The 25,790-nt window shown below is 52.2% G+C and carries 27 protein-coding genes; 11 read left to right on the top strand and 16 right to left on the bottom strand.

Going from position 1 to position 25,790, the window contains the following annotated elements; genetic code table 11:
• The first annotated feature begins 196 nt into the window (after nt 1–196).
• Both ACKLKD_RS09270 and ACKLKD_RS09265 read left to right on the top strand, forming a co-directional pair.
• Nucleotides 197–736 (top strand): hypothetical protein, encoded by a 540-nt coding sequence (locus tag ACKLKD_RS09270; RefSeq protein WP_223862161.1) that lies wholly within the window; start codon nt 197–199, stop codon nt 734–736.
• A gap of 12 nt (nt 737–748) precedes the next feature.
• Nucleotides 749–1,018 (top strand): hypothetical protein, encoded by a 270-nt coding sequence (locus tag ACKLKD_RS09265; RefSeq protein WP_071993226.1) that lies wholly within the window; start codon nt 749–751, stop codon nt 1,016–1,018.
• A gap of 110 nt (nt 1,019–1,128) precedes the next feature.
• On the opposite strand, the gene ACKLKD_RS09260 is transcribed toward ACKLKD_RS09265, so the two are convergent.
• The 6 genes from ACKLKD_RS09260 to ACKLKD_RS09235 form a co-directional block, all read right to left on the bottom strand.
• Complete coding sequence (locus tag ACKLKD_RS09260) at nt 1,129–3,267, bottom strand: KAP family P-loop NTPase fold protein (protein WP_025710472.1); 2,139 nt, start codon at nt 3,265–3,267, stop codon at nt 1,129–1,131.
• Between the two features lie 348 nt (nt 3,268–3,615).
• A complete protein-coding gene (locus tag ACKLKD_RS09255; RefSeq protein WP_132312311.1) occupies nt 3,616–3,819 on the bottom strand; it encodes a hypothetical protein in 204 nt (67 codons plus the stop codon).
• Between the two features lie 146 nt (nt 3,820–3,965).
• The gene (locus ACKLKD_RS09250) at nt 3,966–5,108 is read right to left on the bottom strand and encodes a Fic family protein (RefSeq protein WP_025710473.1); all 1,143 of its coding nucleotides are present in this window, start codon (nt 5,106–5,108) and stop codon (nt 3,966–3,968) included.
• A 311-nt stretch (nt 5,109–5,419) separates the two neighbouring features.
• Entirely contained in the window at nt 5,420–6,604 is a 1,185-nt protein-coding gene (locus ACKLKD_RS09245; protein ID WP_080897366.1) for a hypothetical protein, read from the bottom strand.
• 1,164 nt (nt 6,605–7,768) lie between these two features.
• Nucleotides 7,769–8,254: a GNAT family N-acetyltransferase gene (locus ACKLKD_RS09240; protein WP_025710476.1), complete on the bottom strand. Its 486-nt coding sequence runs from the start codon at nt 8,252–8,254 to the stop codon at nt 7,769–7,771.
• Nucleotides 8,251–8,544 (bottom strand): DUF1778 domain-containing protein, encoded by a 294-nt coding sequence (locus tag ACKLKD_RS09235; RefSeq protein WP_025710477.1) that lies wholly within the window; start codon nt 8,542–8,544, stop codon nt 8,251–8,253. Before ACKLKD_RS09235 ends, ACKLKD_RS09240 begins: the two co-directional genes overlap by 4 nt.
• Before the next feature lie 644 nt (nt 8,545–9,188).
• Here ACKLKD_RS09235 and ACKLKD_RS09230 point away from each other — a divergent pair.
• Nucleotides 9,189–10,565 carry a pyridoxal-phosphate dependent enzyme gene (locus ACKLKD_RS09230; protein WP_165931765.1) on the top strand — a complete coding sequence of 459 codons (1,377 nt, stop codon included), beginning with the start codon at nt 9,189–9,191 and terminating at the stop codon, nt 10,563–10,565.
• 10 nt (nt 10,566–10,575) lie between these two features.
• The gene (locus ACKLKD_RS09225; RefSeq protein ID WP_080897364.1) at nt 10,576–11,724 is read left to right on the top strand and encodes a trans-sulfuration enzyme family protein; all 1,149 of its coding nucleotides are present in this window, start codon (nt 10,576–10,578) and stop codon (nt 11,722–11,724) included.
• Here the strand turns inward: ACKLKD_RS09225 and ACKLKD_RS09220 are convergent, their stop codons facing one another.
• Nucleotides 11,725–12,636 carry a LysR family transcriptional regulator gene (locus tag ACKLKD_RS09220; RefSeq protein WP_080897363.1) on the bottom strand — a complete coding sequence of 304 codons (912 nt, stop codon included), beginning with the start codon at nt 12,634–12,636 and terminating at the stop codon, nt 11,725–11,727.
• 97 nt (nt 12,637–12,733) lie between these two features.
• Between ACKLKD_RS09220 and ACKLKD_RS09215 the strand changes: the two genes are divergently transcribed.
• The 3 genes from ACKLKD_RS09215 (at nt 12,734) to ACKLKD_RS09205 (ending at nt 14,156) form a co-directional block, all read left to right on the top strand.
• Nucleotides 12,734–13,336, top strand: a complete 603-nt coding sequence (locus ACKLKD_RS09215; RefSeq protein ID WP_080897362.1) for a short chain dehydrogenase — start codon at nt 12,734–12,736, stop codon at nt 13,334–13,336.
• An 87-nt stretch (nt 13,337–13,423) separates the two neighbouring features.
• Nucleotides 13,424–13,768, top strand: a complete 345-nt coding sequence (locus ACKLKD_RS09210) for a hypothetical protein (RefSeq protein WP_025710482.1) — start codon at nt 13,424–13,426, stop codon at nt 13,766–13,768.
• A 199-nt stretch (nt 13,769–13,967) separates the two neighbouring features.
• Nucleotides 13,968–14,156, top strand: coding sequence for a hypothetical protein (locus ACKLKD_RS09205; protein ID WP_025710483.1), 189 nt, complete (start codon nt 13,968–13,970; stop codon nt 14,154–14,156).
• Between the two features lie 177 nt (nt 14,157–14,333).
• Here ACKLKD_RS09205 and ACKLKD_RS09200 read toward each other — a convergent pair whose 3' ends face one another.
• The 3 genes from ACKLKD_RS09200 to ACKLKD_RS09190 form a co-directional block, all read right to left on the bottom strand.
• The gene (locus ACKLKD_RS09200; protein WP_080924467.1) at nt 14,334–15,515 is read right to left on the bottom strand and encodes a PLP-dependent aminotransferase family protein; all 1,182 of its coding nucleotides are present in this window, start codon (nt 15,513–15,515) and stop codon (nt 14,334–14,336) included.
• Between the two features lie 146 nt (nt 15,516–15,661).
• Nucleotides 15,662–17,527: a bifunctional glutathionylspermidine amidase/synthase gene (gene gss, locus ACKLKD_RS09195; protein ID WP_025710485.1), complete on the bottom strand. Its 1,866-nt coding sequence runs from the start codon at nt 17,525–17,527 to the stop codon at nt 15,662–15,664.
• 76 nt (nt 17,528–17,603) lie between these two features.
• Nucleotides 17,604–17,726 (bottom strand): hypothetical protein, encoded by a 123-nt coding sequence (locus ACKLKD_RS09190; RefSeq protein ID WP_042928997.1) that lies wholly within the window; start codon nt 17,724–17,726, stop codon nt 17,604–17,606.
• A 20-nt stretch (nt 17,727–17,746) separates the two neighbouring features.
• On the opposite strand from ACKLKD_RS09190, the gene ACKLKD_RS09185 reads away from it, so the two are divergent.
• Entirely contained in the window at nt 17,747–18,307 is a 561-nt protein-coding gene (locus tag ACKLKD_RS09185; protein WP_004150918.1) for a DsbA family protein, read from the top strand.
• 47 nt (nt 18,308–18,354) lie between these two features.
• Nucleotides 18,355–19,221: a glutathione-dependent disulfide-bond oxidoreductase gene (gene yghU, locus ACKLKD_RS09180; protein WP_008806496.1), complete on the top strand. Its 867-nt coding sequence runs from the start codon at nt 18,355–18,357 to the stop codon at nt 19,219–19,221.
• 72 nt (nt 19,222–19,293) lie between these two features.
• Here yghU and ACKLKD_RS09175 read toward each other — a convergent pair whose 3' ends face one another.
• From ACKLKD_RS09175 to exbB, 5 genes are all read right to left on the bottom strand, one after another.
• Nucleotides 19,294–19,581, bottom strand: a complete 288-nt coding sequence (locus ACKLKD_RS09175; protein WP_025710486.1) for a DUF2623 family protein — start codon at nt 19,579–19,581, stop codon at nt 19,294–19,296.
• Between the two features lie 78 nt (nt 19,582–19,659).
• A complete protein-coding gene (yghX, locus tag ACKLKD_RS09170; protein ID WP_080924468.1) occupies nt 19,660–20,547 on the bottom strand; it encodes a YghX family hydrolase in 888 nt (295 codons plus the stop codon).
• A gap of 120 nt (nt 20,548–20,667) precedes the next feature.
• A complete protein-coding gene (locus tag ACKLKD_RS09165; protein ID WP_004105804.1) occupies nt 20,668–21,162 on the bottom strand; it encodes a TIGR00645 family protein in 495 nt (164 codons plus the stop codon).
• A gap of 140 nt (nt 21,163–21,302) precedes the next feature.
• Nucleotides 21,303–21,728 carry a TonB system transport protein ExbD gene (gene exbD / locus ACKLKD_RS09160; protein WP_002916785.1) on the bottom strand — a complete coding sequence of 142 codons (426 nt, stop codon included), beginning with the start codon at nt 21,726–21,728 and terminating at the stop codon, nt 21,303–21,305.
• 6 nt (nt 21,729–21,734) lie between these two features.
• Nucleotides 21,735–22,466 carry a tol-pal system-associated acyl-CoA thioesterase gene (exbB, locus tag ACKLKD_RS09155; protein WP_004174395.1) on the bottom strand — a complete coding sequence of 244 codons (732 nt, stop codon included), beginning with the start codon at nt 22,464–22,466 and terminating at the stop codon, nt 21,735–21,737.
• Nucleotides 22,467–22,716: 250 nt separating this feature from the next.
• On the opposite strand from exbB, the gene metC reads away from it, so the two are divergent.
• A complete protein-coding gene (gene metC, locus ACKLKD_RS09150; RefSeq protein ID WP_025710488.1) occupies nt 22,717–23,904 on the top strand; it encodes a cystathionine beta-lyase in 1,188 nt (395 codons plus the stop codon).
• A gap of 131 nt (nt 23,905–24,035) precedes the next feature.
• Nucleotides 24,036–24,695, top strand: a complete 660-nt coding sequence (gene yghB / locus ACKLKD_RS09145; protein ID WP_025710489.1) for a DedA family general envelope maintenance protein YghB — start codon at nt 24,036–24,038, stop codon at nt 24,693–24,695.
• 49 nt (nt 24,696–24,744) lie between these two features.
• Here yghB and ACKLKD_RS09140 read toward each other — a convergent pair whose 3' ends face one another.
• On the bottom strand, nt 24,745–25,644 hold the full coding sequence (locus ACKLKD_RS09140; RefSeq protein ID WP_080924470.1) for an AraC family transcriptional regulator: 900 nt from the start codon (nt 25,642–25,644) through the stop codon (nt 24,745–24,747).
• Nucleotides 25,645–25,790: the final 146 nt, after the last annotated feature.

Genomic DNA, 25,790 nt, shown 5'->3' with positions numbered 1-25,790 from the left:
GGCTGCCCACTACAGGCTGCTAAACCCGGCACCTGAACTTGCAGGTACGGGTAAACGATACCGTGATTGGCTCACTGCGGCAAGGCCATTTTTTTGAAGTCAGATCGCAGAAATGAACAAACCACATCAGTAAGCTTATACAAAATCATGGTATGCTCAAAAATGTATTCTGATTTTCTCAGAAAGGAAAATAGACGTGGAAAAAATCCAAAACGATATTGATACACTTTTAGTTTTTATGAACGATGATTTAGAAAACCAAGGGATGACAATTAAGCAAGCATACTTTGACTTTACCGAAGGAGCTGGTGATTTTGTTTCTTTTACCAAAAAGAACGACTGGAATAAAGATGACCTCTACAAAATTATTAGGATATGTATAACACGTTCTCTTATTATGAACGATTATGGAAATACTTTCTGCGCGATCAAAATTACAGAAGAGGGTCAGAGCAGAGCGATTTCCGTAAAGCATGGTAAAAAACGCGCCTATGAACTCGGAGCAAGTATGCAAATAGCAACACTCAACGTCAATGGTCCTGCTCAGGTTGGGAACGGAAACACTCAGAATTTCAACATGGTGTTCCATGAACTGGAGCAAAAAATTGATGCCTCAGAGGCTTCTGATGAAGAGAAAAAAGAAGCCAAAAGCCGACTCACTAAATTACTCGAGCATCCTCTGGTTTCAGCAATTACAGGCGGTATTGCTGGTGGTATTTCTGGCATAGCCGGATAAAGTGACAAACACATGGGCGAATTAAGAAAAAATATCAGTCTGCATTGTACATTCTGTCATTCTACACAGTTCGCCATTCCCTATGACGGTTATGAACCCCATCATGGTAGCGTTGTTGTTTGCGCGCAGTGTGGGCGTGAAAATGATTTCACGTCTTTATTGCTCGTCGTTAAATCTAAAGGAATAGATATGGCTAAAGAGTATGCTGAAAAAGCTATTGAGGATATGAAAAAAGAGTTAATTAAATCCTTTAAAGGTAACAAGTTCATAAAAATAAAATAGCTATAGATTATTTTTAGTAAATGAATCTAATCAACCATATAAAATATCGAATCTATTTAATCATTTAAAAAGGCTCTGATAGGTAATCAAAGCCTTTATTTTTCATAATGCTATTTCAGTTTAAGCCAACAATCCCAAAATTCGTTAACCTCGGAGAAACAACCTTTTTCAGCTAATTCCTCTATCCGTTTCTTAAATATATTAATATCTATAAATTGCTCTAACCCCTTAATATTAACATGGGTCTTTCTTCTGGCAACTAAATCTCCCATCGTTTGAGTCCATCCGTAAGAGGTAAATGCAATTGCAATTAATCTAATACTTTCGTCATCGTCAAGGAGAGTTTCTATCCATTGCTTAATGCGTAAATCATTTTCTCCGAGTAACTGTTGCCATTGATATACCAATAATGAAAAGTCCTTATGCCTTAATAAAGCATAACCGTTATCCCTATCAAGTTCCCTAGCAAAACGATCTGCCAGCATCGTTCTCAGATACCCAGCATCTTCTTCAGTTGTTAAGCATTTGTCTTCACACTCTGGTGGTCTTTCATCAGTAGGGTGATAATCTGTCCATGCCGAATTTGTAAAATCCGCTAACCAACCTAATGAGGCTTGCCTACAAGCAGAGACAAATATTCCTGAACGCTCCACCAGCGACAATCTCTCTCTAGTCAGAGCACGCAATAACCAGTGTAGCCGAAATGCGTTATTGCTAAAATCCAGTCCTCTGGCTTGATCGGCATCGATATCCATCTCGTCCGCAATTTCAAATAATGCAGTCAGAAGCGGTTCTATGTTATCTACTGAAATTTTCTCAGCATTGACTTTCAATTCATGTAATATAACAGCCGCTTTTGTACCACCAGTACTACGATTAATAGTTAAAGAATCTCGCAATACACTTTTGATATATTCAATATCGGATATTTTTAACAAAATATCATTGAGTTCCTCAGCGGATAAAACATCACAACCTATAGAGAAACGAAAATATGTGTCAAAATGAGTGATTGAGCACACACGCCGCTCTCTGGACCATACCAATTCCCTATCATGCGTATACACCATGTTAGTCCAGACACTTTCCAACGCAGGAAATATTCTTTTCAATAAAGAACGTAATCTATTCTGTTGTTCTGGTTCTTTGTTTTTAAAAAATAGACCATCAAATCTCTCAGCTACCTGAGTCTTACTTGTCTGATCCCTCAACTCTATACTACAAAGTAATGATTTATTCTGCCTTATCGCGCGGTAAATATCCGAATGCAGTAAACGTAATACTTCCAGCGCAACAAAATCGGCAGCATTGACGTCCCCAGCGACAGCAGGCCATGTGACAGAGAGTGAATTAACAAACCGGGCCACATCCCTTGGCGTTCGCATCTCGTCTGCAATTCCCTCATAAAAAATATTTAAAAATCGAACTACCTGCTCATCAGGAATATCACCGCAAATAACACCTACTTGTTCTAACAGGTGCCGTTGCACATCACTCATTATTGGTTCAGGTAATTCAAACGCTGCCTGAACAATTTTTTCTAAATAATGTGGCCCCTCGGAAGGAAATCGTTCACTCACAATTTTCTCTGCCAGAAGTCGATCATATACGAGCAAATACATCACATTTGGAAGACGTCCAACAGATTTCACTAGTCGAAAAATCAATAACGCTTCATCAGGAGAAAGTCTGTCAATATCATCAATCACCACAAGGAATCTCTTTGATTGTTCTTGCAATGACGCTGATAGTTTTGCATGAAGCTTCTCGACACCTTCTTCTTGCTCAATTAACTCTCCCAGCCACTCCATTGCATTACCAGCAACGCCACCGATTCCCCCTGCGCCAACCAAATCTGCTGCTCCACCTAATACTGAACCAGCCTTCAATAGCCTTGCCCCCAACTTAGGAAGAGACTGTTTAAGTTTTTCCCCCAAAGATGGTGATAGCCCCGCATATAATTCACGAAAAAACGCTAATGCCAGTGCTTCTTCGCCCCGAAACCACCAGCAAGCAAAATCGATAATAACAATATCGTCATCTCTAACAGGTTGTTCAAGATGATGTTTAATCAAATTCACAGCGCTACTTTTCCCTGAACCCCAGGGGCCATTAAGCGCAATAACAGAGCCTTGTGGCGACTTCATTTTGAGGATGCTGCTAGCTAGTGTTCTGGCAAAAGGATCTATACCAAACCGATCTTCTGAGGGAATTTGTATCGGTTGATCGTTATAGGATACATCACTCATAGATACTCCCATTTATTTCGCATTTACAGGTTAGGAGGAAATTTATGGATTACCGCTTTGAGTATTTTTAATAACTCCCACGGCATATTTTAAAATAATAAGTTACTGATAATATTAGATATTATTTAATATTTCCCTAGTAGAACCCAACTTAAGTCCTCTGCTGATAAATTTGTTCTAAGCCTGACATCCTTTCTCATTTCTGTTGCCATTTTGATAAAAGCATTTCTTTGCTCATTGGTATTCATTGTTGCTCCTAATTGCTCAAATTTTGAAAATGAACGAATAACGGAACTGGAACCATAAAGGCATATTCTAGCTTTCGCATCTGCGAGCTTTATAAAGCTGTCACTTTTCAGGGATCTTCTCTGGAGAACAAAATAGCGTAATTTGTGCCAACTCACATACGCCATTTAAATAATTCATATATGCTTTTGACTTTAACTCTCTTAAAGAACGTGAATACTCTATCTGTCTTGTAAAAAAATATTGTAGAAATGCACCAATAATAAGTCCAGCAAAAGGCAAATACGGTATTATTTTCTCCAGCATGCTTCTTCCCTCATTTATTTAATAAGTGTATTAGTACCATTCAAAATACACTATCTTCTACACCTAATTATTTTTACGCTACCAACACTACATATTAGTGTTGTGATTAAATAACCATCTCAATGCAACAACAGAAAATATCAAAATCACAAATCAGGGATAAACCCTTCTTCCCGCAGAACCTTAATCACCCCACGTATCAGATACGAATTAGAAAACTTCGCCGTATAGGAACGAGCCCCTTCTTCTACCGGCTGGAGCAATCCCCGCTCAATCAGCTTACCAAGCTGATAAGTCACCTGCGTCGGTTTCAGATCAGGCAAAACGGTACGTAGATCGCCCGCTTTTATCGTCCCCAACTCGACGGCGCGTTTCAGTACCTTCGATTCCAGCAGATTTATCAGCCCTCGCTCCGACGAAAAATCGATAGCCGGATACAGGATCTTTTCGCTCAGAAAAGCGTGGCTTGTCAGTTGATCGACTTTCTTCAGCTCAGAGGAGATCCCCGAAAGCACATATAAGCACCATTCTTCCAGCCCCTGTTCTGTGCCCTTATCGGCTAACGAAAGCATGGCGTAATAGCGCTCACGATCATTACAGAATACCGCAGTTGGATTGAGAACCCGCCCACCAGCCTGAACATTAAAACCATACTTGATAAGCAACGCATAGGTCAGCAATCTGACCGTTCTGCCATTACCATTGCCAAAGGGGTGTATCCAGCCAAAGCGGTGATGCACCAGCGCAATCTTCATCAGATCGTACTTTGGCTTATCGGCACGATTAATAAAGGCCGTCAGTTCCGCCATATAATCAGGAACGCGAATGTGGTCCGGCGGTAAATGGTCAGACTGAGCGATACTGACGTTATGTTGCCGATATGCGCCAGGCGTTCGGTCACCTTCCTGTTGCAGCCCGACTACCGCCAGGCTATGCAACTCGCGGATAAAATATTCCGTTATCTCATCGCCGTTGTTCAGGTATTCGTCAATGAACTCCATCGCGGTTTCAATATTATTGATTTCTTTGAGCTGGTCCGTCGAACTCTGGGTTCCTTCAACCTTACTTTCAACATAGTCGGCAAGCGTGGTGTGGTTTCCCTCAATCCTTGCAGAACCAAGACTCTCCAGCATGTGGAAAACGGCCTTCAACTGCGCAAACAGGATAGGATGAACATCGGTTTCCAGCCGCAGGTGCCGGAGTAACTCCAGCTCTGTCAGCGCATCGACCAAAGGGGAGTCAAAGCTGGGATTCAGAAGCGAGAGTTCAAAGTGATTAAATTGAGCCATGATGTTTAGTTATCTCATCTGGTGCATGACAATATCTCAAAAGTATAGCAAAAATACTAATATAATCTATAGATTAGAAAGATCACCTTTTCTAATTATCTCAAAAACCTTTGTTCCAACATATCAAATGTAAGTTTGAACGATGTTCAATGCGAAGAGGGATGGGACTAATGCAGCATGGTTTTTTTAGCGCCGCTATGTGTGGAGTTCCCCCACTATATGTGGGCCTCAGGCCGTTATGTGTGGACCTGACTCCACACATAACTAAAGTAAGCGTTCCCGGCAAATATTTATTATTTTATCGCAAAATATCACTCCCTCACTTTCCCATTATCATCAAACAATGTATCCCATTGTTGAATATCAACATCGTCTAATATCAGACAGTCTTTGGTAATTTTTTTTAATTCCGCAATTTTCTTACTATCAGCAAACGGAACAAAAGATACGTAATCTCTCTCATATGTCTCATCCCTGATTTTTACCACTGCCATAGGACAAATCAGGTTTTTACTTTCCACAGAAAATACACTCACGCCTTTAATGTAAAAATGTTCTCCCATATCTGATAGCACCTGAGTATCCCATGACGTTTTATGAAACATAGCAGGTTTATACTTTTCTCCGTTAATGAGATAAAAATGTGGTGTTTTACTAACAAGACCAATCGCATTGAGTGATGAATATATAAATATTGTTGAGACATTAGGGAAGAATAAAAATGTCACCAAAACCACCCCCACAATTGCCAATGATATTTGATGAATGGCTGAAACAATACTGCATTTTGTTCTTTCCATACTGGTAAAATAAATAATTGAAGGAAAAAACGTAAGAAAAGAGAATGCAATCATAAATAACAGTGCAAAAATTACAGCAGTAGTACTTTCCCCTTTACTTGACTGCATCAGGAACGAGATCGGGATAGAAATTGACAATGTCGCAGAAAAAGTCCCAAACAAATTTACGAGTGTATGCCCGATAAAAACCCCTATATTACTTATTACACCATCATCTTTATTCCATTTAAAATTTCTCATTAACGTCAGGAATACAAAGCAAAATGACAAAAACAAAATAATTGAGACTATTAGAACAATCCCTGGTTCATATCCCTTAGTTACTTTCGCCACTTCAGGTATGAATGGGATAAAAACCATAGCCAAATACAGTATGGATAAACACAAACATGCAGCAGGAAGCTTCGATAATACACTCACAGCACGACTGTTTTTTTCATAAGTTGACTTAATAACTATCAATATAAAACTGGGTACAATCAATGTCATTGAAATTGCCAGTGCAAATACCATAACTGAAACCAAAATCGACATAAGCCCAGCATTAAACGAAAGTATATCAGGGAAAATATCCACTCGCCCTATACTGTTCAAATAGCTCCAGACAACTACTCCTGATAACAAAACGACATAGGGAATAAGCTTAGCAACTCTTTTCCCCGTAGCGCTAAGCATGTTTTTTACGTCCTCTGGCATCCCGACTCCTTGTATGTTCCATGTACGATAAAACGTTCAACTAAATCAATGCCAATAAGTCTATTATTATCAACACCATGAAATTTATGGAATATTGTTTTCCAATGCAATCAAATTCTGTCAAGTTCAATGAATTGCGCCATTCCATCTTGTTCTTATCATCGTCCGATATGTGGAACAATATGTACCGACTTAAAAATCTTATAAATATAGGTAAGTATCCAAACATTCACTGCGGGGAAACTTCCAGAAACGCGGAGGATTTAACTACAATCACTTACTATCTGTGGCAGGCAAATATCTAAAACCGTGTTTAAATGAAAAGGTTCAGTGGACTGCGGATAAAATCTAACTACTTATGCGATTTTCGTGATAACCCTCACAAAACCAAAGCAATTTTATGTGGGGGGCTTCGTGGGGGCGCTGTTTACAAGAAATACCACAAAACCAATAACAAACAGTACGTTAATCGTGGATATGATTCCGAGTCCGGCACCACTTATTTAGAGAACCCAGCCTATGGCTGGGTTTTTGCTTTTCTGCATCCGGACTCTCCATCGAACTGCGTTCGATTATTCGCCGCACAGCGGCTCACCCCTTCGGGGCCAGCGCGGCACGCGCGCTGTTCAACGCCTGCGGCGTTAGTCCGAGTCCGGGCACTAAAATACCGATACCGCCATCCGGAATGCCAAGTGGATTTGCTTTAAATTTAATAAGCACCCCCAATATTAATTCAGATTATTTTAGCTCAATAAAAATATAAATCAGGATAATGGATGATAGCCAGATCAGGCTGAAGATGATGATTGTATTTACTCTTTTGAAGCACAACCAGACGGCAACTGCCATGAAGGTCCCAATAGTAATTGCACTGATTAACTTAACGATTACTACCAATCCAGTCATACCCATTAACTACTATCCTTGTTATGGTTAATCTTCCAGTATTCTATTTGAAATAACAGAAGCGCCTAAACTCAAACAGTGTTGACACTGTAGATGCAGCTCATTTTATGAGCTGAAATAATGCATACAGCCAGAGATATTCGATTGTCGCCATCATATAACTGATATTCGAATGGTCACCCGGATTACCTGATGGATTCTGATAACTGACATACCAGACAACGATATCTTTTGATAATTATATTTAAATAATACCCATCAGGCATGAACCAAATCCCCCAACGTCACCATCAACATCATCGGATCCATTGGCGACGGCTCAAACCCCACCCGCAGGTAAAAATCCCGTGCTTCATCTGACAGGGCGTGAACCAGCATCCCGCGAATGCCGATAGTCTCCGCCACCTGAATCACACGCAGCCCGGCGTCGCGCACCAGCGCCCGTCCAACCCCCTTCCCATGCAGCGATCTATCCACCGCCAGACGACCCAGCACCACAACCGGGATCGGGTCAGGCATATTGCGGCGAAAGCGACCAGGCGCAGTATTTGTCGTCACAGCGCTGGAAGCCAGTGAGTAGTAAGCCATCACCTTCGCGTCGTCGCAGCAGACAAAGGTGCGGGATGCGCCAGTAACCTGATTTCTCATCGCCCGCTGTTTCAGCCAGTGTTCCATGGAATCTATACCGCAGCAAAACGGGGTAAGAATATGCCCGGTATGAAGCGGTTCTGGAGCGGAGATCATTTTTCCTGCTCCCACGGCGCAGGGGTCTGCATGGTTTTACGCAATGCGGCATTGGGCTCAGGAGCCTGATCCAGACGGGCCAGAAATTCCTGATAAGCCTGCGGATCGGCCATAATAATGCGTTGCTCAATCAACGCTTCCTCAGCGGCAGCTCGGGCGGCCTCCAGCACAAAGTCAGTGCGGTTTTTCCCTCTGGCTTTCGCCGCCCGATCAATAAGATCGCGCTCGGCGGGCTTGATGCGCAGGTTCAAGGTTTCGCGTTTCATTGTCATACTGTTTGCGGCTGGCATGGTGTTGTCCTCTTGTGTTTCTCTGGATATAAAGCATACAACATGCGTAACGCAGATGTCATTACGATAAATTTTGAGGGAATCGAATCGGAGTATCGAACCGGACATGCCTTTAAACATTCAAATCTAGTGTTTTGATTTAAAAATAAAATTATGAATCTAACGCAGGGTTTTGATCATTAACCAAAAAACAGATTTATAATAAATTTCAATTTAATAGAGTACTGAATGTTCCCGAGTCCGGGCACCACTATTTAAAGAACCCGCCCAAAAGGCGGGTTTTTGCTTTTCTGTAGCCGGACTCTTCATCGAACAACGCTAACCCGTGATTTCCCTGCTGCGCTTTTCTCCTGGCTAGCCCGCTGCCACTTAACAGCAAGCGCAGGCCTATTCCCCATAGAATCTTTTCGCAAATGCATTTTCAGATATCGGATAACGTGCTGATTAAAATCGCCATTTTGTCGCCAAAAGCGGCTAAATCGCCCTTTTCTGGCAATCGATCCGCCCAGGTGGCTGCCCTGCTTTCCTTCCAGATGGCCAAATAGCATCTTATATTCCATTTGGCGCTAACAGGCAGAGAAATATTCTTTAAATTACCGTTTTTACAGCCCTACCATGCAAAAATATCTTAAACGAGTAGGTAAATGGTTATGTCACTGTTTCATTCCGTGAGCGACCTGATCGGTCATACTCCCCTGCTCCAGTTGCATAAACTGGATACCGGCCCCTGCAGTCTGTTTTTAAAACTGGAAAATCAGAACCCCGGCGGCTCAATTAAAGATCGGGTTGCGCTGTCGATGATTAATGAAGCCGAGCGCCAGGGAAAACTGGCGCCCGGAGGCACGATAATCGAAGCCACCGCCGGCAATACCGGTCTCGGCCTGGCGCTGATTGCGGCGCAGAAAAATTACCGCCTGATCCTGGTAGTGCCGGATAAGATGAGCCGCGAGAAAATCTTTCACTTGCGGGCGCTGGGCGCGACGGTGCTGCTCACCCGTTCCGACGTCAATAAAGGCCACCCGGCCTATTATCAGGATTATGCCCGCCGCCTTGCCGATGAAACCCCAGGCGCCTTTTACATCGACCAGTTTAATAACGATGCCAACCCGCTGGCCCATGCCACCTCCACCGCACCGGAGCTTTATCAGCAGCTGGAGGGCGACATCGACGCCATCGTCGTCGGCGTCGGCTCCGGCGGTACGCTGGGCGGGCTTCAGGCCTGGTTTGCTGAACACTCGCCGAAAACGGAATTTATTCTCGCCGATCCGGCGGGTTCGATCCTTGCCGATCAGGTCGATACCGGGCGCTACGGCGAAACGGGATCCTGGCTGGTCGAAGGGATCGGCGAAGATTTTATCCCGCCGCTGGCCAGGCTGGAGGGGGTGCATACCGCGTATCGCGTCAGCGACCGCGAAGCGTTCCAGACTGCGCGCCAGCTGCTGCAGGTCGAGGGCGTGCTGGCCGGCTCCTCCACCGGCACCCTGCTCAGCGCCGCCCTGCGCTACTGCTGGGCGCAAAGCCGGCCGAAACGGGTGGTGACCTTCGCCTGCGACAGCGGCAATAAATACCTGTCCAAAATGTTCAACGACGACTGGATGCGCCAGCAAGGGCTGATCGCCCGGCCCGAACAGGGCGATCTCAGTGATTTTATCGCCCTACGCCATGACGAAGGCGCCACCGTCACGGCCGCGCCGGACGACACCCTGGCCGCAGTCTTTGCCCGTATGCGGCTGTATGACATCTCTCAACTGCCGGTGCTGGAGGATGGCCGCGTGGTCGGCATCGTCGATGAGTGGGATTTGATCCGCCACGTACAGGGCGATCGCCAACGCTTCTCCCTGCCGGTCAGCGAAGCGATGAGCCGCCATGTTGAAACTCTCGATAAGCGTGCGCCAGAGAGCGAACTGCAGGCCATTCTCGATCGCGGTCTGGTGGCGGTAATCGCTGACAACGCGCGTTTTCTTGGCCTGGTCACCCGCAGCGATGTACTGACCGCCTGGCGTAACCGAGTCGCACAATAAGGAATTTTTTATGTCATCTATTCACACCCTGAGCGTACATAGCGGAACCTTCACCGACAGCCACGGCGCAGTGATGCCGCCGATTTATGCCACTTCCACTTTTGCTCAGCCGGCGCCGGGGCAGCACACCGGCTATGAATATTCCCGCAGCGGCAATCCCACCCGCCATGCGCTGGAAACCGCGATCGCCGATCTGGAAAATGGCACCCGCGGCTATGCGTTCGCCTCCGGACTGGCCGCCATCTCCACAGTGCTGGAGCTGCTGGATAAGGACAGTCACCTGGTGGCGGTCGATGATGTGTATGGCGGCACTTACCGCCTGCTGGAAAACGTTCGCCGCCGTAGCGCTGGTCTGCAGGTGAGCTGGGTGAAACCCGACGACCTGGCGGGAATTGAAGCGGCGATCCGCCCCGATACGCGCATGATCTGGGTGGAAACGCCCACCAACCCGCTGCTGAAGCTGGCGGATCTCAGCGCTATCGCCGCCATCGCGCGCCGCCATAACCTGATCAGCGTCGCCGATAACACCTTCGCCTCGCCGGCGATCCATCGCCCGCTGGAGCATGGGTTTGATATTGTGGTGCACTCCGCGACCAAGTACCTCAACGGCCATTCCGATGTCGTCGCCGGCCTGGCGGTGGTCGGCGCTAACCCCGATCTCGCGGAAAAGCTTGGCTATCTGCAGAATGCGGTAGGCGGCGTGCTCGACCCGTTCAGCAGCTTCCTGACGCAGCGCGGTATCCGCACCCTGGCGCTGCGCATGGAGCGCCACAGCGCGAACGCGCTGCAGCTCGCCGAATGGCTGGAACAGCAGCCCGAAGTGGAGCGGGTCTGGTTCCCCTGGCTGGCCTCGCACCCGCATCATCAGCTGGCGCGCCAGCAAATGGCGCTGCCCGGCGGCATGATTTCGGTGGTGGTGAAGGGCGATGACGGTTACGCCGAACGCATCATCAGCAAGCTGCGCTGGTTTACGCTTGCGGAGAGTCTGGGCGGCGTGGAGAGTCTGGTGAGCCAGCCCTTCAGCATGACCCATGCCTCGATCCCGCTGGAGAAACGCCTGGCGAACGGTATCACGCCCCAGCTGATCCGCCTGTCGGTCGGGATCGAAGATCCCAACGATCTGATTGCCGACTGGCAGCAGGCGCTGCGGGAGGAGTGATTATTCCGACGCGCGGGTCGTTGTCAGCGCGTCGGCCATTCCCTGCTGAAGGTGGGCGATAAACTGCGTCAGCTTCGGCAGGGGCCGACGATCCTGGCGCCAGAGCAGATGCACGGGTCTCGGCTCGGGGGTCCATGCCTCCAGCACCCGCACCAGGCTGCCGCTGGCCAGCGCATCGGCCAGCAGCACCTCCGGCTGCATCAGCAGCCCGGCCCCGGCGATCGCCGCCTGGCGCAGCGCGTAGCCATCGTTGCAGCGCAAAACCGCATCGCGCTTCCAGCGCACTTCTCCCTCTACGCCCGGCAGCCGCCACTCGTTGCGGGCGGTCCAGACCGTATGGGACAGGCAGAGATGATCGGCGAGATCTTCCGGCGTCCCGGGCGTGCCGTAACGCGCCAGATAAGCCGGCGCGGCGCAGATCACCATCCGATACGGCGCCAGGTAGCGAGCCACCAGATCCTCCTGATGGATCTCGCCGATGCGGATCGCCAGATCGAACCCCTCATCCACCAGATCGACCATCCGGTTAGTCAGATCCAGTTCCACCCGGACCGCGGGCCAGGCCTGCAGGAAGGTGGCGGTCAGGGGCGCGATCACGCTGGCGCCGAACGAGGTGGGGGCGCTCACCCGCAGGGTGCCGGCGGGCGCCAGCCGCAGCCGCTCGACCGCGCTTTCGGCGATAGAGACCTGCTCCATCACCCGTTTCGCTTCGTCAAAATAGACCCGCCCGGCGTCGGTGAGGCTCTGGCGTCGGGTGTTACGCTCCAGCAGACGCGTCGCCAGCTGGCTTTCCAGCTGGGCGATATATTTTCCGACCATCACCGCCGACAGCCCCAGGCGCGACGCCGCCCCGGTAAAGCTGCCGCACTCTACCACGGCAATAAACGTCTCCATCCCTCGCAATTTGTCCATATTGCTAACCCCTGGTTAGTAATGTTCTAACTTTTAGCCAGTTTATCCGAGATTCGTTTTATTAAAAAATAGCCTCTCACCTCATCAGGAGTCAGCCATGAACATTATCGTTATCGGTGCCAGCGGCACCATCGGTCGCGCGGTCAGCGAAGAACTGAGCCAGAGACATGACGTTATCCGCGTCGGCCGCACCCGGGGAGATTATCAGGTGGATATCACCTCGCAGGAGAGCGTCGAGGCGCTGTTTGCGCAGACCGGTAAAGTAGACGCGATTGTCTCCACCACCGGCAATCTGCATTTTGGGCCGTTAAGCACCATGACCGACAGCCAGTTCAATCTCGGGCTGCAGGACAAGCTGCTCGGGCAAATTCGCCTGGCGCTGATCGGGCAGCATTTTCTGCGCGACGGCGGGTCGATTACCCTGGTTAGCGGCATTGTCGCGCAGGAGCCGATTGCTCAGGGGGTCAATGCCACGACGGTCAACGCCGGTCTGGAAGGCTTTGTGCGTGCTGCCGCCTGCGAGCTGCCGCGCGGGATCCGCATCAATCTCATTAGCCCCACCGTGCTCAGCGAGTCGCTGGCAGCCTACGGCGACTTTTTCCCGGGCTTTGCCAGCGTCCCCGCCGCCGCCGTGGCTCAGGCCTACCGCCGCAGCATTGAAGGGGTCCAGACGGGCCGCATCTACACGGTTGGCTACTAGCCTGTGCCGGCCCGCCGGGGCCGGCGCTTACATCAGGCCGTCGTTGCAGGTACACTGACGGCTGATTGTCTCCGACCGAAAAAACTGATGTTGAAAAAATTACCTTTTATTATCCCGCTGCTGGCGCTTATCGCGCTGCTGGTCTGGTGGTTCACCCCGCATTACACCGCAGAAGAGGAAGCCTACTACCGGGCAGTCTTTTGCATGATCGATCATGAGGACAGCCGCCAGTTCCTCGACGATATGCAGAATATCGTCGAGGGGGGAAATTCTGACTACGCGTTGCATAAAACCCATTATCTGCCGGCGCTGGGGCAGCGGATGCTGGACACCTGGCACCAGCTCAGCCCGCAGGAACAGCAGGCGCTGCGTCAGGACCGGCAGCGCTGCGACGAGATATTGCGCGAAAAACAACAGGGGAAATCATCCTGACGAGTTGGCAAAATTGCAGCATATCGCCAGCGTCGAATAAGATTGTGCTGTTGATGACCGGATCGCTGTCACAAAATATCCGGTCGTCGTCGCGTCACAGTACGACGTTTTTTCTGCGGCGGAATACGATAAAAAGTAGTTGATCTGGTACGAACTAACTCTTATTTTGCTTCTCAGTTTTCAAAATGAGATAAAACTGATGCCTGTCATTATTGCCAGTAGTGTTAAAGAAGCCAAAGCGTTAATTAACGGTGGGAAGTACAGGGAAATTATTCTTAACTTCGATATTGATGCCGATGACTTTTTCTCTCTCGCCAGCCACGCCGCTGGGACAAAAATCTCTATCTCCGATCGAAACAATATCTCTCCGGTAAAACCAGAAAAATAATTAACCCGCGAGGGACGTCTATGTTGTTGTTTATTGGTACCTTTGCGCTGGCTTTTCTCGCAGCGCTGATGCTGGTCTGGCTCGATGACCGGATCGCCGAAACAGATTGACCCCAGCGCTGGACGTTAACGTCACGCGGAGCTGCGCGCCGCCGAGAAGCGGCGCACAGCAGGGTCGTTACAGGGAGGCGGCCAGCCGCTCAACGGCCGTCAGCAATCCGGCTTCTGACACCGTGGAGTAAGAGAGGCGCAGGGTACGAGTATCCGGCTTATCGTGATAGAACGCTTCACCCGGGACATACACCACGCCGTTTTCCAGCGTTTTCTTCATCCATTCCATGGTATCGAACGGATAGCGGAAACGCGCCCACAGGAACATTCCCCCCTGCGGGCGGCTGAATTCCAGGTGCTCGCCAAGGCGGCTTTCCAGCGCATCGGCCAGCGCCACGCACTTCTTGCGGTAGTCTTCGCGAATCAACGCAATCTGGTTCTCCAGCCGGTTCAGGCTGAGGTATTCCGCAGTGATCGCCTGCGACAGCATATTGGTATGCAGATCCGCCGCCTGCTTCACAATCACCGTCTGCTGCGCCAGCCAGTCCGGCATGACAATCCAGCCAATGCGCATCCCCGGCGCGAGGATTTTCGAAAAGGTCGAGGTGTAAACCACCTGATCTTCACAGCCCAGCTCGATAGCGTGCTGATAGAGCGGGCGTCGCACGGCGTCTGTAAAGCTAATTTCGCCGTAGGGATCGTCTTCCAGAATGACGAAATCATATTTTTTCGCCAGCTCAACCAGCCGGCGACGACGCGCCTCGCTCAGCGTTTTGCCGCCAGGGTTGCCAAACGTCGGCACCAGGTAAACGGCTTTGACGCGGGTGGTCTCCAGCAGGTCGGCCAGCTGCTCCACCAGCATCCCATCATCGTCGGTGTCGACGCTGAGGATATTGGCCTGCGCCAGCTGAAATACCTGTAGCGCCGCCAGATAGGTAGGACGCTCAACGACGATAGTATCGCCCGGATCGAGCAGCGTACGGGCAACGATATCCAGCGATTGCTGGGAGCCGGAGGTGATATAGACCTGGGCGGCTGAACAGGCGACGCCACGGGACTGGCAAATTTCACTCACCGCCTGGCGCAGCGGCGGGTAGCCTTCCGTCAGACCGTACTGGAATGCGTCATTAAAACGCTCGCTCATCACCTTCTGCACCGCCTGCTCCAGGCCTTCGGTATCAAACAGTTCCGGGGCCGGGATGCCGCCGCCAAGCGAGATCACGCCGGGCAGTTTACTGTGTTTGAGAAGTTCGCGGACGGCGGAGGGCTTGAGTTCACCCGCGCGGGCGGCGAGACGCCGATCGTGCATACTATTTTCCTTTTCTGTCTTGTTGTTGTGTTAATTATCTTTGCGTTATGGCAGGTGCTCCCCGGCGGCGCGTGCCGCGCCGGAGCTATCCTTTTCTGTACACGGTCACCCGGAGAGGGCATGAGCCGCTCTCCGGATTTCGCACGTCACGCTTTGTCTTTCAAAACGATTAACGGCTCGATATCGCTCTCTTTTTTCACCACCAGCGACGAATCGCCGCGCAGGCAGGTACCGCCGTAGTTACCGCCGACGGTAAACGTGCACACCTGAATGTACTTACCGTCCACTTTCGGCAGGCACCACAGTTGCTGGTAGATATTCTTGCGATCGACAAACTGGCCGCTGGTCTTATCCAGAACTTCATCCTGAGGACCGATCAGGTCGATATTGTTCCCGCAGCGCCCGGAAATAGGTTTGACCGCATAACCGGTTTTCGCCAGCTCGTCGTTAACCTCAAAATCGGTATCCAGCAGATAGCGATGATGTGGGAACAGCGACCACAGCACCGGCAGAATCGCTTTGTTGCCGGGGATCACCGTCCACAGGGGTTCGAATACCAATACTTCAGGACGCAGCAGGACGTCAATCAGCCGCACCTCATTCTGCGGATGTCCGGTACGAATCGGCACCGCCGCGTACTCATCGGCGCTGACTTCGCGCACCTGCTCAATGGCGGTTTCCCATGCCCAGGTTTTCCAGACGCAGTTGACCAGCCGCCCGTCGGCGTCGATCAGCTGGCCGGCGGCGTCCCAGCGCAGCTCATCAAGACCAAAGAGAATTTTGCTCTCAAAACCGGCCTGGGTCAGCGAACGCTGAATAAACTGCGCGTGGTAGTTCTCTTCCAGATCCTTGTCCTGCATGATGTGGACGAAGGGCCGCGCCCGGCTGTGTTTCCACGCCCCCGCCAGCTCATCGAGCAGACCTTCCGCCGGATTGTGGCCGGTACCGTAGTAGCCCTGCTTCAGCCACTGTTCGAGGATCAGCCCGCCTTCGGTATGGCAGGAGGCGGAGTCGGCATTGTACTCATACACCTTCAGCCCGCGCTCATCCATGCAAAAATCCATGCGCCCGGTGATCATATGATGACGACGGCGCTGCCAGGAAAGACGCAGACGCGGCCAGAGGATTTTCGGGATATCAAACAGCGCCAGCAGGTTATCATCCTTCATTACCTTATCGGTGGCGTGCAGATACATCAGGTGCAGCTCGTTGGTGGCCTTGATCAGCTCCTGTTCGGCGCTTTCGCTGATGGTGAAATACTGATAGGGATCCTGGTTAATGAAATGGCCGTTGGCCGCCACATAGGCTTTCTGCAGCGGGTCTTTCTCGTTCAGCCATTTACCGCGGAACTGGCCGTTGTTTGGCAGCCGCGCGCCTTTGATCGCCATCGCCTCACCCGGCAGCACCGGCTGCGGCAGGCTGTGTTCGGTATCGGCGGTCTGGATCATCCAGCCTAAAATTTCGGTATCGGCAAAGGTATCTTTGATGGTGTACCGGCCGTCTTTGACCTCAAGGGTCAGCTCGCGGGTCCACTGCTGGCCCTGCGGCAGCGGCGAGTGAATGACGTTCTGCTCGGCGATACGCACTTTATTGCCCACAAGCTGGGTGATTACCGCGACGTGGCCGGTGTGCTTAAACTCGCCGCCCTTCTGCCAGATCAGCAGCGAACCGGCGATAGGCGGACGGCGGGAGCCATTGGCGAATGCCTGCAGCGGCAGAATGTTGTCATTGACCACTTCGCGCAGGAAACGCAGGGAGAAGATTTCATAGGCCATCCCCACGTCGGTAAAGACAAACCCGTAGGTCAGGAACAGAAAGCGGCGCGCAAATTCAACGCACTGCCATTTATGCCCCATATACTCATTGCCGATGTAGCTGCGAAACGTCGCGTCATCCGGGTAGTCCTGCGGATTTAAGCTACTGTAATTTGATGAATAAATCGCTACGCCGCCGGGTGCGTAGCCTAACAATGTCCCAAACGGGGCGTCACTGCTTGTGGATCCTTTGCTCATTTAGCCTGACCTCAAATTAATGCAGCCCGGGCAGTTGGCGAAACAAAACTCCCTCTTCTTATCCTGCCGCAGGCACTTACCAGACAGAGGTGTCACGATGATACCACTCATTCGTTTCGCTAATCGTGCCGTTAAGGAAAATAACCCTGCAGCCGGAAACAAAAGTGATATCGTTATCGGTGATATAACAAAAAAACAACGCAACATCAGGAGTCGACAATGAGCACACCCTCGCATCTGAATGCCCAACCGCTGGTCTGGGGACACGGCCCGCGGACGTTTGAGGTGTTCCTTGAGCCCACCTGCCCCTACTCTGTCCGCGCGTTTAATAAGCTCGACGACCTGCTTGATGAGGTCGGCGCCGATAACGTCACCATCAAGATACGCCTGCAGTCGCAGCCGTGGCATCTGTTCTCCGGGGTGATTGTCCGCTGCATCCTCGCCGCGTCCACCCTGCCGCACGGCAGAGAGCAGGCGCATAAGGTGATGCAGGCCGTGGCCGACCATCGGGAAGAGTTTGAGTTTACCGATCACTGCAGCGGGCCGAACATGAACGCCACGCCGCAGCAAATCATTGAGCGCATTGAACGTTACAGTCACGTGCTGCTGGGGGCCGCCTTTGCCCGCCCGGAGCTGCAGGACGTGATCAAGTGGCACAGTAAATACGCCCGTCAGAACGGCATTCACGTCTCGCCGACCTTTATGGTCAATGGCCTGGTGCAGCCGGATCTGGGCAGCGGCGATGATGTCAGCGTGTGGGCCGCGCGGATTATGGCCTGAGGTCACCTGCTACACTTTTTGTACATCCACGAAAAAGGCAAACCAGCATGTCAGAGCAAAACTACCAGCCACCCAAAGTGTGGGAATGGAAGCAAAACAGCGGCGGCGCGTTCGCCAATATCAACCGTCCCGTTTCCGGCGCGACCCATGAACGCGTCCTGCCGGTCGGTACCCATCCGCTCCAGCTATACTCACTGGGCACGCCCAACGGCCAGAAGGTGACCATCATGCTGGAGGAGCTGCTGGCGCTGGGCGTCAGCGGCGCGGAGTACGACGCCTGGCTAATACGCATTGGCGAAGGGGATCAGTTTTCCAGCGGCTTTGTCGATATCAACCCGAACTCGAAGATCCCGGCCCTCAGCGACCACTCCACCACGCCGCCGACCCGGGTATTTGAGTCCGGCAACATTCTTCTCTATCTGGCGGAAAAATTTGGCTTCTTCCTGCCAAAAGATCCTGCCGGCCGCACCGAAACCCTCAACTGGCTGTTCTGGCTGCAGGGCGCGGCGCCATTCCTCGGCGGCGGCTTCGGCCACTTCTATAACTATGCGCCGGTGAAGATCGAGTACGCGATCGACCGCTTTACGATGGAAGCCAAACGCCAGCTCGACGTGCTGGACAAACAGCTCGCCCGCGGTCGCTATGTGGCCGGCGAGGAGTACACCATCGCCGATATGGCTGTCTGGCCGTGGTATGGCAACGTGGTGCTGGGCAATGTCTATAACGCGGCGGAGTTCCTCGACGCCGGGAGCTATAAAAACGTGCTGCGCTGGGCGCAGGATGTCGGCAACCGTCCGGCCGTCAAGCGCGGACGCATCGTCAACCGCACCAACGGCCCGCTCAATGAGCAGCTGCATGAGCGCCATGACGCCCGCGACTTTGACACCCAAACGGAAGATAAGCGCCAGGCGTAAGGTCTTCGCCCTTTCCCGCTGACGGGAAAGGGTTCCCACTACAGGACGGTTCCGCCTGCGAAGCCGTCCTGTTTAGCTTTCCAGCCGATAGCCCGCCAGAAAATAGCGCATCGCCATACCCGACCCACCTTCTTTGAAGAAATCCATCACCATATCTCTGTCAAGGCCATAGCGACGGGTCAGGATCCCCGCCTCCCACGCGCTGAGCTGACGATCACCGGTTTTTTCAAACATGCGCTGCGAATACCCCAGCACAAATCCACGCTTATAATCGTTGCAAAAGTCTGCTGCCTGGCTCGCCGTATTGGCACAGGAGGCCTCAAGCCCCGCCAGTAACCCTTTACCAAAATGATTTTCCATCGCGCCCTCCCAATCGCTATATAATAAATTATATAGCGTTTTTTTGAGCGAGCGATAGCGCTATTTATGACGTTTGCGCTAGCGTAAATACTTCTCAAACCATGCCAGCGTGCGTTGCCAGGCCAGATCAGCCGCAGCCCGATCGTAGCGTGGCGTGGAATCATTATGAAAGCCGTGATTCACGCCCTGATAGAAATAGGCCTCGTAGACTTTATGGTGTTCCTTCAACGCCTGCTCATAGGCGGGCCAGCCTTCATTAATGCCGCTATCGAGGCCGGCATAGTGCAGCAGCAGCGGCGCTTTAATTTTATCGACCTCGTTCAGCGGCGGCTGGCGACCGTAAAACGGCACCGCACAGGCTAGCTCCGGGATCGCCACCGCCGCCGCGTTGCTGACGCCGCCGCCGTAACAAAACCCGGTGATACCGACCTTCCCCGTCGCCTGTGGATGCTTCGCCATAAACGCGACCGCCGCAAAAAAATCATTCATCAGCTTCACGGGATCGACTTTCTGCTGTAGCGCTCGGCCTTCATCATCATTCCCCGGATAGCCGCCGACGGCGCTCAGGCCATCCGGCGCCAGCGCGATGTACCCCGCTTTCGCTACCCGCCGGGCTACGTCTTCAATATAGGGATTCAGGCCGCGGTTCTCATGTACCACCACAACGGCGGGCGCTTTATCGGCGATTTTCGTCGGCGTCACCAGGTAAGCCCGCACTTCGCCGTGGCCGTCAGGAGAGGGATAATGAATATACTCCGGGCGGATATCCGGGTCGGTGAACGGTACCTGCTCTGCCAGGGCATAGTCGGGCTTCAGCAGATTAAACAGCGCCAGCGCGGTCATCCCGCCGACGGCATATTTCCCCGCCAGCTGGAGAAACTCGCGTTTGCTGATTTTGCCGTGGGCATAGTAGTCATAATACTCGAGCAACTGCTGCGGGAAATCTTTGGCCGTTAATCGCGTCATCACCCTGCCTCCGTTGTTAAGCGCCCTTTAAGCAAAGCAGAAGCCCGGGCATACGCCAGCCCAGAAAAGCAGAAACGGGGAGAAACAGCCCAGCGGCTAACACCGCCGGGAGAGAAGGGATCAGTGTTTCACTTTGGTCAGACGATCAAGATAGCCCATCACAAAGGCCGACAGCACGAAGGTCAGGTGAATGATGACGTACCACATCAGCTTATTGTCCGGAACGTTTTTCGCATCCATAAACACCCGCAGCAGGTGAATAGAGGAGATCGCCACGATGGAGGCGGCAACCTTATTTTTCAGCGAAGTCGCGTCCATTTTGCCCAGCCAGCTGAGTTTTTCTTTACCCTCGTTAATATCCAGCTGCGACACGAAATTCTCATAGCCGGAGAACATCACCATCACCAGCAGGCCACCCACCAGGGTCATATCCACCAGCGACAGCAGGGTCAGAATCATATCCGACTCACTGACGCTAAAAATATGCGGCAGTATGTGGAAGATCTCCTGAAAAAATTTGATGGTCAGCGCAATCAGACCCAGCGAGAGGCCAAAATAAACCGGCGCCAGCAGCCAGCGCGAAGCGTACATAGCGTTTTCCAGAAAGCGTTCCATAAGATCCTGTCAGTTAACAAAAAGAAGCGACATTATATCCCAGACAGATAACGTGATGGCAACGCCATGCCAACACTTCGCCGGCAGACGGCCATAAAAAAGGCCGGCGCGCGGCCAGCCTTTTCAGGAAAAAAATCGGGTTATTTGGCTTTGACGGTCTCTTCGCCCACCAGCCCGATCTTGAGATAGCCCGCCTGATGCAGGGTATCCATCACTTTCATCATCGTCTCGTAATCCACGGTTTTATCCGCGCGGAAGAAGACGGTGGTATCTTTTTTGCCAGCGGTCAGGCTATCCAGGGCGTTAATCATATTCGCTTCGGTCACCGGGTCGTTGCCGAGGAACATGCTTTTATCCGCCTTCACCGACAGGTAGATAGGTTTTTCCGGTCGCGGTTGCGGCTGGCTGGAGGAGGCCGGCAGATTGACCTTCACGTCAACCGTCGCCAGCGGCGCGGCCACCATGAAGATAATTAGCAGAACCAGCATGACGTCGATAAACGGCGTCACGTTGATCTCATGCATTTCACCGTTATCGTCCAGATTTTCATTAAGACGCATCGCCATAGCCGATCAACCTACCCGTAATTTCTGCGCGCTGCGCACCGGCTTCACGCCGCTGGCGCTGAGGTCCAAATCGCGGCTTTGCAGCAGGAGTACCTGAGCGGCGACGTCGCCGAGCGAGGCCTTGTAGCTGCCGATCATGCGGGCAAAGATGTTATAGATGACCACCGCCGGGATGGCGGCGAACAGGCCGATGGCCGTCGCCAGCAGCGCTTCCGCGATACCCGGCGCTACCACCGCAAGGTTGGTGGTCTGGGTCTGGGCGATGCCGATAAAACTGTTCATGATGCCCCAGACGGTACCGAACAGACCCACGAACGGCGAAATGGCACCGATGGTGGCCAGATAACCGTTGCCACGCCCCATATGGCGACCGACCGCGGCGACGCGGCGCTCAAGGCGGAAACCGGTTCGTTCCTTGATACCTTCGTTATCTTCCGCACCGGCAGAAAGTTCGAGTTCGTTCTGCGCTTCGTTAATAAGCTGGGTGGTGAGGCTTTTCGCCTCGAAGGCGCTGGCGATATCGCTGGCCTGATCGAGAGAGCGGGCTTCCGCCAGCTGCTGCTGTTCGCGCTTGAGGCGACGCTTGCTGGCGAGGATTTCCGCCCCTTTGCCGAAAAAGATGGCCCAGGTGACGACCGACGCCAGAATCAGGCCAATCATCACCACCTTAACGACAATATCGGCATGATGATACATACCCCAAACGGAGAGATCCGCCTGCATCAAATTATTACCCACGCTCTATCTCCACGACGATAATCACAAAATCTGCCCACAATAATATCAAAACGACATCGAATTGATAGTGGTTCTCATTAGTATTTACACTGTGCAGCAAATCACGTTTATTTTCCTTGCGCTTACGCAGTAAAAAAGCGGCTAACCGCGGGCCTGGTAAAATTTTCGCCTGTATCGGCACCCTGCTGGTACAGAAAAGAAGATTCATGTTAGTTTAGACGTCCAGACGTATAAAAACAGGTTCATCAACATGGCTGATAAACATCTTGATACCGCCCTGGTCAACGCCGGGCGGAGCAAAAAGTACACCCAGGGCTCAGTGAACAGCGTGATCCAGCGCGCGTCCTCACTGGTTTTCGACACCGTGGAAGCCAAAAAACACGCCACCCGTAACCGGGCCAACGGCGAGCTGTTCTACGGGCGTCGCGGCACCCTGACCCACTTCTCGTTGCAGGAGGCGATGTGCGAGCTGGAAGGCGGCGCCGGCTGCGCCCTCTTCCCCTGCGGCGCCGCGGCGGTGGCCAACACCATTCTGGCGTTTGTCGAACAGGGCGACCATGTGCTGATGACCAATACCGCCTATGAGCCAAGCCAGGACTTTTGCACCAAAATTCTCGCCAAACTCGGCGTTACCACCAGCTGGTTCGATCCCCTTATCGGCGCCGATATTGCCCATCTGGTTCGCCCTGAAACCCGCGTGGTGTTCCTTGAATCACCCGGCTCGATCACCATGGAAGTGCATGATGTGCCGGCGATTGTCGCTGCCGTGCGTAAAGTTGCGCCGGAAGCCATTATCATGATCGATAACACCTGGGCGGCGGGGATCCTGTTTAAAGCGCTGGATTTTGGCATCGATATTTCCATCCAGGCAGGCACCAAATACCTGATTGGCCATTCCGACGCCATGGTGGGCACTGCGGTGGCGAACGCGCGCTGCTGGCCGCAGCTGCGTGAGAATGCCTATCTGATGGGACAAATGCTGGATGCCGATACCGCCTATATGACCAGCCGCGGCCTGCGCACCCTGGGCGTGCGCCTGCGTCAGCACCATGAAAGCAGCCTGCGCATCGCCGAATGGCTGGCCCAGCATCCGCAGGTGGCGCGGGTTAACCATCCCGCCCTGCCCGGCAGTAAAGGCCATGAGTTCTGGAAGCGCGATTTTACCGGCAGCAGCGGGCTGTTCTCGTTTGTGCTTAACAAGCGTCTCAACGACGCCGAGCTGGCGGAGTATCTCGACAACTTCAGCCTGTTCAGCATGGCCTATTCGTGGGGCGGCTTTGAGTCGCTGATTCTGGCCAACCAGCCGGAGCAAATCGCCCACATTCGACCGGATGCTGAAGTCGACTTCAGCGGAACCCTGATCCGCCTGCACATTGGTCTCGAAAATGTTGACGATCTGCAGGCGGATTTAGCAGCGGGCTTCGCGCGTATCGTGTAAAGTGACAGTCAATGGCAACAATAGCGGACGCTTTTTAGCAAAGCGGCCGCTTTTGTTGCGCCCGGGATCAAGGTGCTCGGGTCTCTTCAGGAGTACACTAGTCAACAATACGGTACCACTTAGGAAAGTCCATGGTTGTCATTCAAGAGATTGTCGCCGCGCTGTGGCAACATGATTTTGCCGCATTGGCGAACCCTCACGTTGTGGGCGTTGTATATCTGGTTATGTTCGCGACCCTGTTTCTGGAAAACGGGCTGCTGCCCGCTTCCTTTTTACCGGGAGACAGCCTGCTGCTGCTCGCCGGCGCGCTGATTGCTAAAGGCGTCATGGACTTTGTGCCCACTATCGCCATTCTGACCGCCGCCGCCAGCCTCGGCTGCTGGCTGAGCTATGTGCAAGGGCGCTGGCTGGGCAATACGCAAACGGTGAAAGGCTGGCTGGCGCACCTGCCGCACAAATACCATCAGCGCGCCACCTGCATGTTTGACCGCCACGGCCTGCTGGCACTGCTCGCGGGCCGCTTTCTGGCGTTTGTCCGCACCCTGCTGCCAACCATGGCCGGGATTTCTGGCCTGCCGAACCGCCGCTTCCAGTTCTTCAACTGGCTGAGCGCCCTGCTGTGGGTCTGTGTGGTGACGGGTCTTGGCTATGCGCTGAGCATGATCCCGTTTGTGAAGCGCCATGAAGATCAGGTGATGACCTGCCTGATGATCCTGCCGATTGTCCTGCTGCTGGCGGGCCTGCTCGGCACGCTGTTCGTGGTCATTAAAAAGAAATATTGCAGCGCCTGACGCTTATCTGCCGGGGGGCCAGCGCCCGCCCGGCTTGCCCTTCCTGATATTACATTCCCTGCATCGTGCGAATACGCGCGGCGTCTTCTCCCGGCGTCAAACCGAAGTAGCGCTTAAACTCGCGGCTGAACTGCGAAGGGCTTTCATATCCCACCCGCATCGCCGCCGCGCTGGCCTTCATGCCGTCATGGATCATCAGCATCCGCGCTTTGTGCAAACGGTAGTTTTTCAGATACTGCAAAGGAGAAGTGCTGGTCACCGCTTTAAAATTGTGGTGAAACGCTGACACGCTCATATTCGCTTCCGCCGCCAGCCGATCGACGCTGAGGTTTTCGGTGTACTGGCTTTCGATATGCTTGAGCACGTGGCTTATCAGGCTGAAGTGGGTCTGCCGGCTGACCAGTGCCAGCAGCGCGCCACCGCAGGGCCCCATCAGCACATAATAGAGAATTTCGCGGATGATCTGCTTGCCAAGAATACGGGCATCCAGCGGCCGCTCCATCACATCGAGCAGCCGTTCGGCAGCGCACAGAATATCCTCCGAGAGTACCGCCGAGTTTATCCCGCTGGAGGCGACCGCGGGCTGAAACAGCGGATCTTCGCCAATATCCATCAGCAGCTCCTGTAGCTGCAGGATATCGACGTTCAGGCGCATCCCGGCGAGGGGCACCTCCGGGGTGGCAAAGGTTTCACACTCGAAGGGCAGCGGCACGGTTAGCAGCAAATATTCATTTGTGTCGTAGCGAAAAGTTCGTTCATTGATATAACCAATTTTATGGCCGGAAAAGAGAAAAACGATCCCCGGCTGATACATCACCGGCGTCCGGGCTCCCGGCTGCGTCCCATACAGCAAGCGAACGTCAGGCAGCAGCGAACTTAACCGTTCGTGCTTATCTTTCAATTGATTAACCTTATCCGTCAATGTCCGACATATCTCTGCGTGTTGCATTGCCAGCGTCTCTCCCGCTATTTCTTCACCCGTATATTGTGCGCAGGCCGCTGCAAATTCTCCAGCCATATGGAGAAATAGGCAAGACATCGGCAGAAATGTGCATTGAGGGTCAACGGCGCCAGGACCACAATAACCGTCATCTG

The organism is Klebsiella sp. 10982, from assembly GCF_048589245.1.
Taxonomy (GTDB): domain Bacteria; phylum Pseudomonadota; class Gammaproteobacteria; order Enterobacterales; family Enterobacteriaceae; genus Klebsiella; species Klebsiella quasivariicola.
This window is presented reverse-complemented; position numbering and strand designations above follow the sequence as displayed.